The organism is Nocardia sp. NPDC059240 (assembly GCF_042753865.1).
In the GTDB taxonomy this organism is placed as follows: Bacteria; Actinomycetota; Actinomycetes; order Mycobacteriales; family Mycobacteriaceae; genus Nocardia.
Window position 1 is genome coordinate 76,337 of record NZ_JBHZAC010000010.1, and the last position, 15,407, is coordinate 91,743.

Annotated in this window: 14 protein-coding genes; 5 read left to right on the forward strand and 9 right to left on the reverse strand. The window is 67.6% G+C overall.

The annotated features are described in order from the left end of the window. The first annotated feature begins 32 nt into the window (after positions 1 to 32). Complete coding sequence (locus tag ACFXHA_RS32335; RefSeq protein WP_379362832.1) at positions 33 to 692, forward strand: helix-turn-helix domain-containing protein; 660 nt, start codon at positions 33 to 35, stop codon at positions 690 to 692. 6 nt (positions 693 to 698) lie between these two features. On the opposite strand, the gene ACFXHA_RS32340 is transcribed toward ACFXHA_RS32335, so the two are convergent. The 6 genes from ACFXHA_RS32340 to ACFXHA_RS32365 are packed head-to-tail and all read right to left on the reverse strand — an operon-like array spanning position 699 to position 7,491. Beyond that, a complete protein-coding gene (locus ACFXHA_RS32340; RefSeq protein WP_379362834.1) occupies positions 699 to 1,952 on the reverse strand; it encodes an allantoate amidohydrolase in 1,254 nt (417 codons plus the stop codon). After that, positions 1,949 to 3,277 (reverse strand): FMN-binding glutamate synthase family protein, encoded by a 1,329-nt coding sequence (locus tag ACFXHA_RS32345; RefSeq protein WP_379362836.1) that lies wholly within the window; start codon positions 3,275 to 3,277, stop codon positions 1,949 to 1,951. The genes ACFXHA_RS32340 and ACFXHA_RS32345 overlap by 4 nt, the downstream gene beginning before the upstream one ends. Positions 3,278 to 3,312: 35 nt before the next feature. After that, positions 3,313 to 4,008, reverse strand: a complete 696-nt coding sequence (locus ACFXHA_RS32350; protein ID WP_379362837.1) for a protein glxC — start codon at positions 4,006 to 4,008, stop codon at positions 3,313 to 3,315. Then, complete coding sequence (locus tag ACFXHA_RS32355) at positions 3,993 to 4,892, reverse strand: glutamine amidotransferase family protein (protein WP_379362839.1); 900 nt, start codon at positions 4,890 to 4,892, stop codon at positions 3,993 to 3,995. Before ACFXHA_RS32355 ends, ACFXHA_RS32350 begins: the two co-directional genes overlap by 16 nt. A 30-nt stretch (positions 4,893 to 4,922) precedes the next feature. Beyond that, a complete protein-coding gene (gene glnT / locus ACFXHA_RS32360; RefSeq protein WP_379362841.1) occupies positions 4,923 to 6,260 on the reverse strand; it encodes a type III glutamate--ammonia ligase in 1,338 nt (445 codons plus the stop codon). A 43-nt stretch (positions 6,261 to 6,303) separates the two neighbouring features. After that, positions 6,304 to 7,491, reverse strand: a complete 1,188-nt coding sequence (locus ACFXHA_RS32365) for an NAD(P)/FAD-dependent oxidoreductase (protein ID WP_379362843.1) — start codon at positions 7,489 to 7,491, stop codon at positions 6,304 to 6,306. A gap of 262 nt (positions 7,492 to 7,753) precedes the next feature. On the opposite strand from ACFXHA_RS32365, the gene ACFXHA_RS32370 reads away from it, so the two are divergent. The 3 genes from ACFXHA_RS32370 (at position 7,754) to ACFXHA_RS32380 (ending at position 11,681) form a co-directional block, all read left to right on the forward strand. Continuing rightward, complete coding sequence (locus ACFXHA_RS32370; protein ID WP_379362844.1) at positions 7,754 to 9,004, forward strand: fatty acid desaturase family protein; 1,251 nt, start codon at positions 7,754 to 7,756, stop codon at positions 9,002 to 9,004. Between the two features lie 32 nt (positions 9,005 to 9,036). Beyond that, positions 9,037 to 10,134 carry a ferredoxin reductase gene (locus tag ACFXHA_RS32375; protein ID WP_379362846.1) on the forward strand — a complete coding sequence of 366 codons (1,098 nt, stop codon included), beginning with the start codon at positions 9,037 to 9,039 and terminating at the stop codon, positions 10,132 to 10,134. A 125-nt stretch (positions 10,135 to 10,259) separates the two neighbouring features. Then, complete coding sequence (locus ACFXHA_RS32380; RefSeq protein ID WP_379362847.1) at positions 10,260 to 11,681, forward strand: S1 family peptidase; 1,422 nt, start codon at positions 10,260 to 10,262, stop codon at positions 11,679 to 11,681. A 30-nt stretch (positions 11,682 to 11,711) separates the two neighbouring features. Here the strand turns inward: ACFXHA_RS32380 and ACFXHA_RS32385 are convergent, their stop codons facing one another. Then, positions 11,712 to 12,293: a dihydrofolate reductase family protein gene (locus ACFXHA_RS32385; RefSeq protein ID WP_379362848.1), complete on the reverse strand. Its 582-nt coding sequence runs from the start codon at positions 12,291 to 12,293 to the stop codon at positions 11,712 to 11,714. Positions 12,294 to 12,429: 136 nt separating this feature from the next. On the opposite strand from ACFXHA_RS32385, the gene ACFXHA_RS32390 reads away from it, so the two are divergent. Next, on the forward strand, positions 12,430 to 13,407 hold the full coding sequence (locus tag ACFXHA_RS32390; RefSeq protein WP_379362850.1) for a sigma-70 family RNA polymerase sigma factor: 978 nt from the start codon (positions 12,430 to 12,432) through the stop codon (positions 13,405 to 13,407). 57 nt (positions 13,408 to 13,464) lie between these two features. Here ACFXHA_RS32390 and ACFXHA_RS32395 read toward each other — a convergent pair whose 3' ends face one another. Continuing rightward, positions 13,465 to 14,769, reverse strand: coding sequence for a carotenoid oxygenase family protein (locus tag ACFXHA_RS32395; protein WP_379362852.1), 1,305 nt, complete (start codon positions 14,767 to 14,769; stop codon positions 13,465 to 13,467). 22 nt (positions 14,770 to 14,791) lie between these two features. Then, positions 14,792 to 15,355, reverse strand: coding sequence for a hypothetical protein (locus tag ACFXHA_RS32400; RefSeq protein WP_379362854.1), 564 nt, complete (start codon positions 15,353 to 15,355; stop codon positions 14,792 to 14,794). Positions 15,356 to 15,407 lie beyond the last annotated feature (52 nt).

Below are 15,407 nucleotides of genomic sequence, written 5' to 3' on the forward strand. Positions count from 1 at the left end.
GCGATGGGGTTACGACCGATGGCAGGTGGTGTATGAGCTCTCGACCCGAACACCGCGACACCGGCGATCCGGCCCCGGTGCAACGGGAGGTGTCACCCGAAGCGCCGACCGGGGTCGAGCTCGAGCGGGTGATCGGCAAGCAGGTGCGCGCGCTGCGCGCGGCCAGCGGACTGTCGGTAGGCGATATGGCCGCGCGGGTGGGCATTTCCAAGGCCATGCTGTCCAAGATCGAGAACGCACAGACCTCGTGCAGCCTCTCGACGCTGGCTCGTTTGGCCGCGGGCCTCGATGTTCCGGTGACCTCGTTGTTCCGGGGTGCGGACAGCACCCGCGAGGCGGTGTTCACCACCGCCGGGCACGGTGCGGTGATCGTGGGCCGCGGCACTCGCGTCGGGCACCACTACGAATTGCTGGGCGCGTTGCGCGGACAACACAAGCGGCTGGAGCCGGTGCTGGTCACGCTCACCGAGGCGAGCGAGACGTTCCCGCTGTTCCAGCACGCGGGCACCGAGCTGCTGTACATGCTCGAGGGGGTCATGGTCTACGGTCACGGTGACTCCGAATACACACTGCGCCCGGGGGATTCGCTGCTGCTGGACGGTGAGGGCGCGCACGGGCCCAGCGAGTTGGTGCGGTTGCCGATCCGGTTCCTGGCGATCACCGCCTACCCGGACAACCACGTCGAGGATTGAGCCGGCTCAGGTCGTGGTGACCCAGGCCGTCATGACATCGGCGAGCGCGGCCGCGCCCACGTGACAGTCCGCCGCGTCGGCGTGTTCGGCGGGTGAGTGCGAGACCCCAGTGGGGTTGCGCACGAACAGCATCGCGGTCGGCACCCGGTCGGACAGGATGCCCGCGTCGTGCCCGGCCTGGGTGGGCAGCACCGGGATCTCGCCGAGGTGCGCGAGTGCGGCGGCCAGCCGGGCGCGGGGTTCCGGCGCGAAATCGACGATGGGCGTGACGGATTCGGTGTGCACGGCCAACCCGACGCCCTCGGCTCCGGCATGCGATCGCGCGGCCGTCGCGATCCGGTCCACCAGCGCCTCCAGCGTGGGCTGGTCGGCGGCGCGGGCGTCCAACCAGGCGCGCACCCGCGACGGAATCGCGTTGGTGCCGTTGGGTGAGACCAGTACCTTGCCGAAGGTGGCCACGGCCGCCAGCGCCACCGCCTCGGCCCGGGCCGTGTGGACGGTGGACGCGAACGGCAGCATCGGGTCGTGGCGGTCCACCAGCCGGGTGGCCCCGGCGTGATTGGCCTCGCCGGTGAAGTCGAATTCCCAGCGGCCGTGCGGCCAGATGGCCGAGGCCACCGCCAAGGGGCGATCCACCACGTCGAGGGCGCGGCCCTGTTCGACATGCAGCTCCACGAAGACGCCGACCCGGTCGGCCAGGGTGTGGTCGGGGCCCAGGGCGTCGGGGTCGCGTCCCGCACGAATCAGGGCCTCGGCCAAGGTGATTCCGTCCTGGCCGCGCAGTCCCAGCGCGCGTTCCGGGGCGAGTGCGCCGGTGCTGAGCTGGGATCCGATGCAGGCGACGCCGAACCGTGCGCCCTCTTCGTCCGAGAAGGCCACCACCGCAATCGGTATCGCGGGTCGAATGCCGCTCGCGCGCACCAGGTCGACCGCGGTGAACGCCGATACGATCCCGAGCGGGCCGTCGAACGCGCCGCCGTCGGGGACGGAATCGAGGTGGGATCCGGTGACGAACGCGCCCTTGGGATCTCCCACCCAGTCGTGCGGCAGCCACCAGGCCCACAGATTGCCGTTGCGGTCCTCCTCGACATCCATCGAGCGGGCCGCCGCGCAGCCCCGGAACCATTCGCGCAGGGTGAGATCAGCGTCCGACCAGGCGTAGCGGCGGTAACCACCGGTGCCGCCGTCGCGGCCGACCGCTTCGATCTCCGCCCACAGTGGATCGAATATCGGTGCGGCCGTGGCTGCTTGGGTACTCATGCGACCGCTCCGGGGATCCAGCCGGTGCCCGCCAACGGCACCCGTGCCATCGCGGCCGCCTCGATAGTGAGGGCCACCAGATCCTCGGGTTCGAGGTTGCGCAGATGAGACTTGCCGCAGGCGCGGGCCAGGGTTTGCGCCTCCATGGTGAGCACCCGCAGATAGTTGGCCAGCCGGCGGCCGCCCTCGATCGGGTCCAGACGGGCGGCCAGGCCCGGATCCTGGGTGGTGATTCCGGCCGGATCGCGACCGTCCTGGAAGTCGTCGTAGTAACCGGCCGCCGAGCCCAGGGCCGCGTACTGGGCGGCGAAGCGAGGATGGTTGTCGCCCAACGCGATCAGTGCGGCGGTGCCGATGGCCACCGCGTCCGCGCCCAGTGCCATGGCCTTGGCCACGTCGGCTCCGCTGCGGATGCCGCCGGACACGATCAACTGCACCTTGCGGTGTACGCCCAGCTCTTGCAGCGCCCGCGCGGCCTGCGGGATCGCGGCCAGGGTGGGGATGCCGACGTGTTCGATGAACACGTCCTGGGTGGCGGCGGTCCCGCCCTGCATGCCGTCCACCACCACGACGTCTGCGCCCGCCTTGACCGCGAGTTTCACGTCGTAATAGGTGCGGGTGGCGCCGACCTTGATGTAGATCGGCTTCTCCCAGTGCGTGATCTCGCGTAGTTCCAGGATTTTGATGGCCAGATCGTCGGGCCCGGTCCAGTCCGGGTGGCGGCAGGCACTGCGCTGGTCGATGCCCTGCGGCAGCGTGCGCATCCCGGCCACCCGCTCATTGATCTTCTGCCCGAGCAACATTCCACCGCCGCCGGGCTTGGCGCCCTGACCCAGCACGATCTCGATGGCGTCGGCCTGTCGTAGATCGGCCGGGTTCATGCCGTACCGGGACGGAAGGTACTGGTAGACCAGGTGTTTGGACTGCCCGCGTTCTTCGGGCGTCATGCCGCCGTCGCCGGTGGTGGTGGAGGTGCCGACCGCGCTCGCGCCCCGGCCCAGCGCCTCCTTGGCCTGACCCGACAGCGCACCGAAGCTCATGCCCGCGATGGTGATCGGGATATCCAGGTGCAGTGGGTGTTTCGCGTACCGGTCACCGAGCACCACATCGGTGTCGCAGCGCTCGCGGTAGCCCTCGAGGGGGTAGCGGGACATGGATGCGCCCAGGAAGAGCAGGTCGTCGAAGTGCGGCAGCGGGCGTTTCGCACCCCAGCCGCGGATGTCGTAGATGCCGGTCTCGGCGGCCCGCTGGATCTCGGCGATGACGCGGCGGTCGAAGGTCGCCGATTCCCGCAGCGGCGGTTGATGGGTCGGTAGATCAGTCATGGGAAGCGCTCCTGCGGTCAGTACGCGGCGGCAATTCAGTACGCGGCGGCATTGTCGACGTGGAAGTGGTAGAGCTGCCGGGCCGAGCCGTAGCGGGTGAAATCCGCCGGGTCGGCGTCGAATCCGGCCAGCGACAACAGCTCCCGCAGTTCGGCGAGGTGTTCCTCGCGCATGGGTTTGCGGACGCAGTCCGCGCCCAGCGACGCCACCGTGCCGCGCACGTAGATCCGGGCCTCGTAGAGCGAATCACCCAGGGCCTCACCGGCATCGCCGAGCACCACCAGCCGCCCGGCCTGCCCCATGAAGGCGCTCATGTGGCCGATATTGCCGCCCACCACGATGTCGACACCCTTCATCGAGATGCCGCAGCGCGCACCGGCATTGCCCTCGATCACCAGCAGTCCGCCGTGCGCGGTCGCGCCCGCGGACTGCGACGCGTCGCCGCACACCCGGACCGTGCCCGACATCATGTTCTCCGCCACGCCGACTCCGGCGTTGCCGTGCACGGTGACGTTCGCGTGCTGGTTCATTCCGGCGCAGTAGTAGCCGACGTGCCCCTCGATGACCACGTCGAGATCCCGGTCCAGCCCGCAGGCCAGCGCGTGCGCGCCGCGCGGGTCGGTGATGGTCACCGCCGCCGGGGCGTCCGGCGCGCCGAGCGCGGCATTGACCGCGCGCGTGCCGGATGCGGCCGCGTCGAGTTGGACGCGCTCGGTCACGATCGCCGCCATAGGTACACCTCTTCCGGTTCCGGTTCGAAGATTCGGGCCGTCTCGATGCCCGGCAGGCCCGCCAGGGCCCGGTATTCCGAGGCCATGGCGACCCAGCGGTCGGTCTCGGCGATGACGGCCGGTTTGCACGCGATCGGGTCGCGCACCACCGCGAAGGAGTCGGCGGTGGAGACCAGCAGGGTGTAGAAACCGTCGAAGGTCTCGTTCACCAGCAGCAGCGCCTTCTCCAGGTCCGCGCCGCGGGCCAGCTGGTCGGCGACGAAGCGCGCGCCCACCTCGGTGTCGTTCTCGCTGTCGAATTCGACGCCGCGCCGCTGCAATTCGTGCTTGATGCTCATGTGGTTGCTGAACGAGCCGTTGTGCACGAGGCATTGGCCCTCGCCCACCGAGAAGGGATGCGAGCCTTCGGCGGTGACGGCGGACTCGGTGGCCATCCGGGTGTGCGCGACACCCTGCCAGCCCTGCGCGGCGGGGAGGCCGAAGGCGTGTGCGAGTTCGGTGGGATTGCCGACTCCCTTGAGCACGGTCAGATCCGAGCCGAAGCCGATCACGCGGGCTCCGGGCGCGACGGCACGCACCGCCGCCACCAGATCTTGCGACGCCACCGGAGCATTGAGCACCACGGTGGGCGCGAGATCCAGTGCGGTCACCGCGATTCCCAGTGTGGCGGTGAGTCTTTCGGCGAGTTCGTCCGCCGGCAGCGGGCAGTCCAGCAGTGAAACCGTGGCGGTGCCGGGCGGCGACCACACCGGGTCGCCGTAGACCGCCATCCCGGCCGAATCCGGTCCGCGGTCGCACATCTGGTCCAGCATGCCGGTGAGCAGTTCGCCCAGGCGCGGGTACAGCGCAGGGTCGCGCAGGTGCAGGCCGACGATGCCGCACATGGTGTCCTCCAATCCTTGGGAAGTAGTGGCTCAGAAGGCCGTGAGGTACTGCTGGATCTCCCAGTCGGAAACCGTGTTGTGCCAGGCGAAGAATTCCTCGCGCTTGCGTTCCACGAAGTAGTCGGCGACGCCGGGACCGGCGATGTCGAGGGCCGCGCTGACGATCGGGTCGGCGGCCAGCGCGTCCATGGCGTGCACCAGGGTCATCGGCAGCATGTCGCCGCGCCGCTCCCCCGGCGCACCGGGATCCAGCGCCCGGTCGATGCCGTCGAGCCCGGCCGCGACCGCCCCGGCGACGGCCAGATACGGATTCGCCGAACCGTCCGCGCCACGCAACTCCACCCGGTGCGAGTCCGGGACCCGCAGGTAGTGGGTGCGGTCGTTGCCGCCGTAGGTGGCGTAGCGCGGCGACCAGGTCGCGCCGCTGGCGGTGCTGGTCGCGCCGGTTCGCTTGTAGGAGTTGACGGTCGGCGCGATCACCCCCTGCAGACCGCAGGCGTGCTCGAGCATTCCGGCCAGGAAGCCGTAGGCGGTCGGCGACAGACCCAGGCCGCGCGGGTCGGCCCCGTCGGGGAACAGCGGCCGGTCCCCCGCCCACAGCGACAGGTGCAGGTGCATCCCGGTGCCGGTGCGGTCGGTGAACGGCTTGGGCATGAAAGTGGCCTTCATGCCGCGCTTCTCGGCGATCACCGACAGTAGATAGCGGGCGGTGATCACCCGGTCGGCGGTGGTGAGCGCGTCCGCATAGTCGAAGTTCTGCTCGAACTGGCCGTTGCCGTCCTCGTGGTCGCTGGCGTAGTTGCCCCAGCCCAGCGCGTTCATCGCCGTCGACACCTCGGCGAGGTGGTCGTACATGCGGGTCACGTCGCGGGCGTCATAGCAGGGTTGCAGGCTCACGTCGGCGGTGTCGGCCGGGGCCAAGCCCTGCGGGGTCCGGTCCACCAGAAAGTATTCGATCTCCGCGCCGACATTCACGGTGTAGCCGCGTTCGGCGGCGCGGGCGAGGGTGCGCTGCAGGATGACTCGCGGCGCGAACGGCCACGGCTTGCCCTCGACGTGCGGCGTGCAATGCACCATGGCCAGGCCCGGACGCACGAACGGGATCGGGGTGAAGGTCTCCGGATCCGGGATCGCGATGAGGTCCGGGTCGCGCGGTTGCTGGCCGATCATGCCGGCCGCGTATCCCGCGAAACCCACGCCGTCCTCGGCCAACTGGTCGACGGCCTGCACCGGAACCAGCTTGGCGCAGGGCTTTCCGGACAGGGTGGTGAAAACGGCCAGGATGAAGCTGGTCTCGGTGGCGCGGGCCTGCTCGGACAGGGTGCGGTGGGTGGTGATCGGGGTAACGGTCGCGGCGTCTATCGCCATCTCGGCTCCTGGAACTGCGGGGTGGATCGGATGTGGTTCGGGGTCAGCGCATTTCGCCTGCACCGGCGTACGGGTGCGGGCTCAGCAGCGGGCGGCCTTCGGCGAAGCGTGCGTAGCGGAAGTCGGCGGCGTCCACGTGCGGGAGGTCGGTGCGGCCGTCCAGCAGCAGATCCGCCGCGAGTCGGCCGACCGCCGGGGAGATCTTGAAACCGTGGCCGGAGAACCCGGCCGCCAGGAACAGGCCCGGGATCGGGGCCGGGCCGATGATCGGGTTGTAGTCCGGCGTCACGTCATACGCGCCGACGTAGCTGCCGGTGACGCGCGGGTCGGGCATCTCCGGCAGCCGATGCCCGAGCCGCGCGATCACCTTCTCGACCGCGGAATCATCGGCCCGGTTCACGAAGTCGTCGGGGTCGACATATTCGGGGATCGCGTGATCGCTGTTGCCCGCCAGCAGTTCACCATTGGGTTCGCGGCACAGGTATTGCAGGCTCGCGAGGTCCGAGAGCACCGGCACGGGGGCCAGCGGCGTGCCCTGATCGACCAGGATCAATTGGGCGCGTTGGGCTTTCACCGGCACATCGACCCCGATCGGGGCGGTGAGGGCGGGCGTCCATGGACCGGCCGCGAGCACTACAGTGCCCGCGTGTAGTTCGGTCCCGTCCGCGAGGCGTGCGCCGATGACTCGGCCGGACCGTTCGAGCAGCTCCACGACCTCGGCCTGCTGCCGGATGCGGACTCCGCGTTCCCGCGCGGCCGCCCCGAATGCCATTCCGGTCAAATAGGCTTCGCCGCGCCCGCCGCGGGGTTCGTAGGCGAAGGCCGCGAAGTCGTCCAGGCGCAGGCCCGGCCACAGTTCGGCCATCTCGCTCGTGCCGATGAATTCGACCGCGATCCCCAGTTCCTGCTGCATGGCCACATTCGCCTTCAGCGGGTCCACATTGTCCGTGCCGACGCCGACCACGTAGCCGCACTGCCGGAAGCCGAGATCGTCGCCGAGGATCTCGCGGGCGTTCTCGAAGAACGGCACCGACCACCACGACATGGCCGCCAGCGCGGGGACGCCGTAGTGGCAGCGCACCACGCCACTGGACTTGCCGGTCATGCCGGAGCAGAGCGTATTGCGTTCCAGCACAACCACATCGGTCGCCCCGCGCTCGGCCAGCGACCACGCGATGGCCAGGCCCTCCAGTCCCCCTCCGATGATCAGGAACTCCGTACTGCGGGTCATGGTGCGCTACCTCAACTTCGGCCGTGTCTTCTTACGTGAATCGCTGTTGCATCACATGAAACCACACCGGTGCGCGCGGGTTGGGTCGTTAACGCAGTTTTCATCGTCACGCAGCACTTCGAAACACGCCGCTGGATCCACCAGTGCGACACACCGTCCACTGCCACGGTCAGCCCGGGACATATGTCATGAGTTCAAGGCCACAGCCGAAATCGCGCTTGACCGAACCTACGGGACCGTAACCTTCGGTACCGTAACCGCTATGGCGATATCGGATGTCAAAGAATATGCGCATCTCAGTGATTCGGATGTAGTGGCGATCGGCGTCGAACTGGATGCGATTCAACGGGAGATTCGCGAATCATTGGGCGAACGCGATGCGGCCTATATCCGGAAGGTGATCCGCCTGCAGCGGGCACTCGAGATCAGCGGGCGGACCGTGCTTTTCGCGAGCTTCCTGCCACCCGCGTGGCTGGCGGGCGTGGCACTGCTGGGTACCGCGAAGATCATCGAGAATATGGAGATCGGCCACAATGTCATGCACGGCCAATGGGATTGGATGAACGATCCCGAGATCCACTCGACCAAATGGGAGTGGGATATCGCCGATCCGGCCGAGCACTGGAAGATCACGCACAACTATCTGCATCACAAGTACACCAATGTGCTCGGTATGGACCGGGATATCGGCTACGACGTGCTGCGGGTGACCCGCGACCAGCGCTGGAAGCCGTTCCACCTGGGGCAACCGGTGTACAACGTGCTGTTGCAGTTGCTCTTCGAGTGGGGTGTAGCGACGCAGCATCTGCAGTTGGGCCGGATCTTCACCGGGCGGTTGCCCAAGAACGGACCCGAACGCGAGCAGTTCGATCGGGACAAGCGGAAGGTACTGAAGAAGGCGGGCAAGCAGATCGCGAAGGACTATGTGCTCTTCCCACTGCTCACCGGACCGGCGTTCCTCAGCACACTGACCGCGAATTTCGCGGCGAACATCGTGCGCAATGTGTGGACGAATACCGTCATCTTCAGCGGCCACTTCCCCGACGGCGCGGAGAAGTTCACCAAATTCGATGCCGACAACGAGACGCAAGGCGAGTGGTATCTGCGTCAGATCCTGGGCGGGGCCAATATCAGTGGCGGTCCGGTCATGCATTTCATGACCGGGAATCTCTCCTACCACATCGAACATCATCTGTTCCCGGATCTGCCGAGCAACCGTTATGCCGAAGCCTCCGTGCGGGTCCGGAAACTGTGCGACAAATACGATCTGCCGTACACCACCGGTCCGCTGCCCGTGCAGTACGGCAAGGCCTGGCGCACCATCATGAAGCTCTCGCTGCCGAACGCGCTGCTGCGCCGCGGCAGCGATGACGCACCCGAGACCAAATCCGAGCGTGCCGTGGGCGGGCGGCCGTCCATCGATCCGATGACGGGCCGCCGTCGCGGGCTGCGCACGGCCCTGCGCGAGGGGCGACGCCGGGTGACCGGCCGCCACCTCGTGGCCGTCAGCTGACGCGAATACGCCGACAGACAAGGAACATTCGCATGGTTCACACCGTTGCCGGGCCGACCCGGCTCACCACGATGCGCGGAATTGCCGCGCGCTTCACCACTCCCCTGCTGCCCGACGACTATCTGCAGTTGGTGAATCCGCTGTGGTCGGCGCGGGAGCTGCGGGGCCGAATCGTCGAGGTACGCACCGAGACCGCGGACTCCGCGACCCTGGTGATCAAGCCGGGCTGGGGTTTCGACTTCGCCTTCACACCCGGCCAGTACATCGGGATCGGTATTCGCGTCGACGGCCGCTGGCATTGGCGGTCCTACTCGCTGACCAGTCCGCCCGGCTGGATCGATCCGGCACGCCGGAGTGAACGGCTGGTCTCCGTCACGGTCAAGGCCATGCCCGAGGGTTTCCTGTCCGGGCATCTGGTCAACGGCGTCCCGCCGGGCACCATCGTGCGACTGGCCGCGCCCCAGGGCGGCTTCGTGCTGCCGGAGCCGCCGCCCGCCAAGCTGCTGTTCCTGACCGCGGGCAGCGGCGTCACGCCGATCATGGGCATGCTGCGCACCATGCGCCGCCGCGAGACCATCTCCGATGTCGTCCATATTCATTCGGCGCGCACCGCCGCCGACGTGGTGTTCGCCGAGGAGCTGTCCGAGCTCGATCAGCAGCACCCCGGCTTCACCGCGTACCTGCATCTCACCGACCAGTGGGGCCGGTTCGACCTGGCCGACCTCGATCGCCTCCAGCCCGATTGGCGCGACCGCGAGACCTGGGCGTGCGGACCCCTCGACATGCTCTCCGATATCGAAAACCACTGGGCGGCAGCGGGTATCGACAGTCGCCTGCGCACCGAACGATTCGAGTTGGAGCGTGCGGAGATCGGCGAAGGCGGCACCGTGACCTTCGCCCGCACCGGGCACACGATCGACACCGATGGCGCTACCACCGTCCTGGAGGCCGGCGAGAGCATGGGCGTCGATCTCTCCGCCGGTTGCCGGGTCGGCATCTGCCGGACCTGCGTCGTCACCGTGACCGAGGGGCACGTCCGCGACCTGCGCACCGGCCTGGAACACCAAGCCGGGGAACAGGTTCAAGCCTGTGTCTGCGCGGCCGCCGGGGACTGCGCCATCGACGCCTAGGTCGCTCGCGACATGCCGGTAGTCCGTTTCATCCGGTTGACGACCGATGTGACATACCATTCCACTTCGGCATAACACCAGTTCGGAATCGGTATCCGCGGACCATCTCAGGCTGGGAGTGGCGCATGGGTCGGACCACTGTCGTTCCGGTGCTCGTCTGCGCCGCACTGCTCAGCGCCGTACCGATATCGGCTGCGGCACCCGGTGATTCGGGGGCGACGCCCACCCGCCCGGAGCCGGCACCCACCGACCTGGCCACCGCGGTCCGCCGGGATCTGCACATCGACATGCAGGAATACCTGGCACGAGCCGCTACCGCGCAACGGCTGGCCGCCTTCGAGAAGGTCGCGCGCGCCGCATATCCCATGGTGTTCGCCGGGGTCCGGATGGACGGGGCCCGGGCGCTGGTGGCCTTGAGCGACGGCACCAGCCTCGAGGCCGCCACGAAGGCGGTCCAGGAAGCCGGATTCGAGGTGATCCGGGTCGGGACGAGCGTCGCGGGGCTACAGCAGCGGCGGGGCGCGATCCGGCGTTGGATCGGCACCCAGCCGCACGAGGCCGCCCAGACCTTCCACGGGGACGCGGTCGATATCGGACGCAATACCGTTGTCCTCTACACCAGCGGGAGCACCCGGCCGCCCGCCGAACTCGGTGCGGTGGAACTGGTCGTGGTGGATCCGCCGCGGACCGCTCCCCCGACCGACGATCCCGAGGTGCCGATCACGATCGCGGCCCCCGGGGAGCCGTATCTGGGCGGTCAGCCGTTCCGGATCGCCTTCGACGCGACCCGGTTCGCGAAATGCTCGCTCGGGTTCAACGCCGTCGATGCCGACGGTCACGATGTCGCCATCACCGCCGGGCACTGCGATCCCAACAATCTGGTCGATCCCGCCGCGAAAACCGCGGAGCCGCACAAGATCTACGACTACAGCGAGGACGGTCTCGGCGACGAACTCGGATACTTCGCGAGCTCCACGTTCGGGCCGCACGACTACTCGATCCTGCGGATCAACACCGATCAAGCCGCCCGGTTCCGTAACAACCGGGTCATCGGCGGTCCCGCCGAGCAGGCCACGCCCTCCCCGGCGGCACCGGCCGGGGGCGGCTCGGCCGCCGCTGCCGACCGACTGGCATCGGGCAGCAGCGGCGGCCTCCCCGCGTTCAGTGCCGCACTCTCGGCCGCGGCTGCCGCCGAGACGATCGCCATCGACGGCGTTGCCGTGCCCGTCACCGGGATGCCCGCCTGCAAATCCGGCGCCATCACCGGATACACCTGCGGCACCGTCGATCTGGTCGATCAGACCTTCGAGGAGGGCGGACTGCCCGGCACCGACCGCAAGGTCACCGTCGAAGGCTTCTTCACCGTCACCACCTGCAGTGTGCAGGGCGACAGCGGCGGGTCGGTGCTCAGCGGCACCAAGGCGCTCGGCCTGATCAGCGGCGGCACCAGCAAGAACCATCAGTGCGTGCCGAGCGACATCCTCACCTCCCAGCCGATCGACACCGTGCTGAAGGAGAATCCGGGACTGGCCCTGCGAACTCGCTGAGGCCGGTGTCGAAGTCGCGAAGGAACTCCGTCATCGCCTGATTCCGTACACGAGGCTCAACCGACCATCAGGCAACTGCTCGACCTTGTTCAGCTCCATCGTGTGTCGCGTCGCGGACGAGAACAACGCCTTGCCCTCTCCCACGATCAAGGGATAGACGATCAGGCGCAACTCGTCCACCAGACCCGCGTCGAGGGCGGCGCCCACGATCGACGGGCCGCCGATCAGGTAGATGTCCTTGCCCTGTTCCCGCTTCATCGCCGCCACCGCGTCCAGGTCCGTCAGGATTCGGGTGTTCGGCCACGCCACCGAATCCAGCGTGCGTGACACCACGTAATGGGTGGTCTTCGCCGCGAACCCGGACCATTCGACATCAGCTGCCGTCGGCACCCGCCCACTGAACGGGTGAATCTCGTTGGGCGCGGCCTCGACCCGCGACCAGTACTGCTCGTACATCGGATAGAACTCCGCACCGAGCACACACGCGTCGATCTGCGTCGTCAGCCACGAACCGAAGTCCTCCGGCCAGCTCTCGACCCAGTCCGCGTATCCGTCCGGCCCGCCGTACTTCCCGTCGGCCGAAATCTTGAAAGCCGCGATGACCTTACGCATTGTCGTCTCCAGTTCGTTCTGTACCCATTGACACGCTCGATACGGTGTCCGCTGTAGTGATCCGAGCGATCCCGAAAACTCACCGCGGGCACGGAATTCGAGCCGTGGAGAGTCCTGTCCGGAAGCGAGCGTGGCCATGCCGATCGATAGCGAGGAATTCGCGATTCTGTTCGCGCCGTATCGCCGGGAGTTGCTTGTGCACTGCTATCGCATGCTCGGCTCGGTGCACGACGCGGAAGACGCGGTACAGGAAACGTATCTGCGGGCCTGGCGCTCGTTCGACGACTTCGAGGGCCGGTCCAAACTTCGACATTGGCTCTACCGGATCGCAACCAATGCCGCGCTGCGGGAGCTCGAGAAGGGCCACCGGCGTTGGCTACCATCCGGTTTGGGCAATCCGGTTCAGGAACCGACCGACGACCGGATGGTCGAACGGCTGGATATCGCCTGGCTGGAACCGATTCCGAGCACTCTGCTACACACGACGTCAGCACCACAGGATCCCGCGGACGCCGTCGCACAACGGCAGAGCATCAGGCTGGCGTTCGTGGCCGCGATCCAGCATCTGCCACCACGGCAACGCGCCGTGCTGCTGCTGCGCGACGTACTCGCGTTTCGAGCGTCGGAGGTCGCCGGACTGCTCGACATCAGCCTCGCGGCGGCCAACGGTCTACTGCAACGCGCCAGGGACAAACTGGCGGAAGCCGCACCCTCGGCGCAAACCGTCAGCGACACACTCGAACCCGACCAACAGCATGCGCTCGATGAATACATGGCCGCCTTCGCGAACTCCGACATTCCGCGCTTACAGCGAATCCTGCTGGCCGACGCATCCCTCGAGATGCCGCCCGTATCGACCTGGTTCTCCGGCCGTGCCACCATCATCGACTTCTTCGCCCGACCGTTCCGCACCGGACCCGGCCTGTTCCGCGTGATCGCCGCCTCGGCCAACGGCCAACCCGCTGTCGCCTTGTACATGCGGCACGACGATGGTTCCTATCGCGTTCACGCACTCCACGTGCTTACCCCCGCCCCCGACGGGATCGCGCGGATCCTCGTGTTCCTCCAGACCGAGATCTTCGAACTGTTCGACCTGCCGATGACCATCGACTGACGGGTGAAGGGTGGCACCGCGCGGCGGTACCACCCTCCACTCGATTCGACACAGGCCCTAGCCGTTGTCGGGCAGCCAGTTTCCGTGGAAGCCGTAGGGGATGCGAGTGGGCAGGTGGATCGTGGCGAGCGGATCGGCCGCGAGGTTGGTGGCGTCGAGGATGACCAGGTCGCTGCGGTCGGTGGCCGGGTCGTAGACATAGGTCATGAGATAGCCGTCGCCGCCGGCGTTTTCGTCGGCCGGGGCGAAGGCGGCCTCGGCGGGGATCCGACCACCGGCGAACTCGTGCGCCGTACTGGCACCGGTGTGCAGGTCGAAACGCAACAGGGCACCGTGACCGTCGCGGGCGACAGAGACGTGGCCGAAGCGCGAATCCAGTCCGGCCAGCCGGTCGTCGATGCGCGGGAACTCCGCGATGCGATCGTCGAGCTGCTCCTCACGCACGGTGCCGGTGGTCAGATCGATGGTCCAGCGCCACAGCGTCGCACCCGCACCGAACCCCTCCGAGCCGGTCCGCCACATGTCCGGATGGCGCATGGCGTGCAACACGATTCGGTCCTGATCGTCGTGCGCGTTGAGGGTGTGGAAGATGTAGCAGGGCTCGATATCGAACCAGCGGACCGCGCCGTGCGGATCGTCCCGACGCAGCACGCCCAGCCGCGCCTGGTAGTCGTCACTCCAGTGGAACGGCATGCCCCCACCCGCCATGGCCGTCTCCAGATCGAAAACCACCGGCAGGTCGAGGAATACGACATGCTTCGCGGTCAGCTGGAAATCGTGGTGCATGGTGGCGGCGGGAACGTCGATGGGGCGGCTGAATTCGAGCGTGCCGGAGGCGTCGGCGCGGTGATAGGTGAGGTACGGCTCGCGGAAGTCGTAGCCGAAGAAGTGCAGTTCACCGGTGACCGGGCAGGTCTTTGGGTGCGCGGTCATGGCGGTGGTGAGCTTGCCGTCGAAGTCGTGCGGGCCCAGAGTGTCCAGGTCACAGGTCAATTCGTAGGGGAACGAGGATTCGACGAGGGCGAGGGTGCGCCCGGCGTGGCGGACGATGTGGGTGTTGGCGACACCGGCGGTGAAGTCGCGCTGCCCGTGGGCGTCCAGGCCGGTCGCACCGTCGGTGAAGGTGCTGGTTCGCACCCACCGGTTGCGGTAGGAGACGGCACGCCCGCCCTCGATGCGGACGCCGTGCAGCATGCCGTCACCGAGGAACCAGTGGGTGGAGGCGGCGGCATGCGGGTTCGGGCCATTACGCAGGTACCAGCCGGTCAGGTTCTCGGGAATGCTTCCGGTACAAGGGAGTTCGTGCGTGGTGACCTCTTCGGTCACGGGCGCGTAGTTGCCGGTGAGATACGGGACGGTCATGATCGTTTCCTGACTTCCTGGCTCAGTCCGCGAGCTCGCCGAGCGCGGCACGGGCCTTGCCCTGGACGTGGGCGACGTAGCGGAGAGTGAAGGTGACTGGGATGACGAAGGCCAGCACCTGCACGGTGGTCCGGAGCCCGGATGAACCGTGGGCGAGCGCGGTCAGCGCGATGGCGCCGACCACGAAGCTGGCCGTCCACACCGAGGTGAGCACATAGGCCGTTCGGATGAACAGCGGCTGGTCCCAGAACTCCTGCGGTGTGGTCTGTTTGGCGATCGGCAGGGTGAACGGCACCCGGATCAGCAGGGAGAAACCGGCGATGAGGGCCAGTACTCCGCTGGAGAGTGCGGGCAGGTAGGGGTGCAACGCGGTATTCGGATCGGCGAACGCCAGCACCGTGACCACGGCGAAGAACGCTGCCGATCCGAGATCGATGATGAGCGAATCCAGGCTGCGCCCGGCCCGCAGTTGCGGCACGATCCCCGCGACCGCAATGACGAGCGCGATGAGCGCCGACCACTGCCAGTACTGCGAGGGGATCACGGCGTAGACGATCCACGGGGCGAATGTGCGCAGGTACGACACTTCGAGAACTCCTCGGCGACACGATATTCCACTTCTGACATGTCCAAGATTG